Annotated in this window: 1 protein-coding gene and 1 pseudogene; both read right to left on the bottom strand. The window is 39.4% G+C overall.

Annotation, left to right across the window (positions count from 1 at the left end; genetic code table 11):
• Positions 1-54: 54 nt before the first annotated feature.
• On the bottom strand, positions 55-255 hold the full coding sequence (locus ACFIJS_RS08905; protein ID WP_375651254.1) for a helix-turn-helix transcriptional regulator: 201 nt from the start codon (positions 253-255) through the stop codon (positions 55-57).
• A gap of 208 nt (positions 256-463) precedes the next feature.
• Positions 464-1,631: pseudogene (locus tag ACFIJS_RS08900) on the bottom strand (tyrosine-type recombinase/integrase).
• Positions 1,632-1,806: the final 175 nt, after the last annotated feature.

Raw genomic sequence — 1,806 nt, 5'->3', positions numbered from 1 at the left:
CTCTAGGGTGATAAGCTTGAGAAAGCCTTGTCCGTCCTTACGTGACAAGTTTTTTTATGCTGCGTCGTTACAACGTTGCTGTTTTGCTTGCTCGATGACATTCAAAAGATCCGATTGTAACCAACGGGATAAAAAACCAAATTTTAAAGGTTTTGGGAGAGAGCCATTGGTTACATGACGGCGGAATGTTGAAACACTCATATGAAGCAATTTTGCACTTTCACGGTCTGTCAAAAGAATATCATTTTCTGTCATTCTAAAATCCTTTCACGATAAAAATGGTAACAAATCATAACTATTTATTAACCACATTTTGGTTCATTTTTGAAGGTATTTTATTTATATAAAACAATATTTTATCATATAATTTCTAATGTGATAATTTATGAGTCTTATTGAGAGAGAATGAGAGAAAAGAGAGCTAAAGTTATCCACAGATAATGGGGTGATGCACCCCATATCCTTAGGTTTGACCCGTGACATAAGCCGCCCATTTATCCATATAGACACGGCGCTGTTTTAGATAGTCAGTCCGACGATAGGCACGCTCTACTTGTCCTCCGACCGTATGACTTAGAATGGTTTCAGCGAGCTCATAAGGGGCATCGGTTGTTTCAGCGAGCCAATCGCGTAAACTAGAGCGAAATTCATGGGGACGTGCTTCAAGTCTAGCACGTTTCATATGCTGTAATATATTACTCTCACCAAGAGGACCATGACCGGTAACAGAAAGGATAAAATCACTTTTGGAGAGATAACGGGCTTGTTCAATTACTTTTAATGCTTCAGATGATAAAGGTACACGAAACTCTGTTGTAGCATCACGTCTTCCTTTCATATTCTCAGCAGGGATGATCCATACATCACCTTCAATTTGATTTTTATGAATATGACGCAAAGGAAAAGTACGACCCCCTGTAAGGATAAGCAAACGCAAAGCCAGTTGTGTCATAGTTATTTTTTTACAAAGTGTTTTATAAAAAGCTGGCACATCTTTCCAATCCATGGCTGGTATATTTTGTGCTTTATGACGTTGTTTTCCTAAGAACGCGCGTGCTTTTGTTACTGCTTGTAAATCAACATCCAAACCCAAGGCAGCTGCATGTTTGAGACAAAGATTAAGACGTATCAATGCTGCTTGGGCTGTTCCAGCTTTTGTATGCCAAATGGGGGCAAGCGTGTTGCGTATCTTTGTTTGTGTAATCTCTGAAACGGGCAGACAGCCTAATTTTGGTAAAATGTGAAGTTTTAAGGGTATAAACCAGTTCCCATTCTTACCATCCCCTTTTAATTCAGCTTTACGACTTTCAAAAGCATCTAAAGCAATGTCTTTTAAATAATGAAGATTGCTTATTGCCTCACGTTTTTTGGTTCTCACGTTCTTTAATGGGGTCACGACCCTCACGTAAAACAGAGCGCCACCCAGTTGCCAATTCACGCGCTTGTTTTAAAGAGACATCTCGCAACGCACCTAAGCCCATTTTGCGACGGCGTCCGTGAAGGGTATACCGTAAAATCCATTGAGCACCACCATCTTTACGCTTATGGAGTAACAAGCCGGCACTATCATTATATTTTCCAGCCCCCGATGTTGCGACAGCTCTTGCATTAAGACGGTTCAGAAAAGCCATTTTTATTCCTTTCTTATACAAATTTTATCCACACATTCATCCCGCTTGTGGTGTGCAAGAAAGTGATTTTGATTGATTCAACATAAACAGGTTTGAAATGAGAGAATCTTACGATATTCGGGACTCTCACTCAACATACAAAACAGTGAATTATCATTATAAATCAATATGTTGT

Origin of the sequence: Bartonella sp. OT172YNZD, assembly GCF_042193725.1 — a bacterium.
GTDB lineage: Bacteria > Pseudomonadota > Alphaproteobacteria > Rhizobiales > Rhizobiaceae > Bartonella > Bartonella grahamii_A.
Note: the sequence above shows the minus strand (reverse complement) of the source record. Positions and strands in the feature narration are given on the sequence as shown.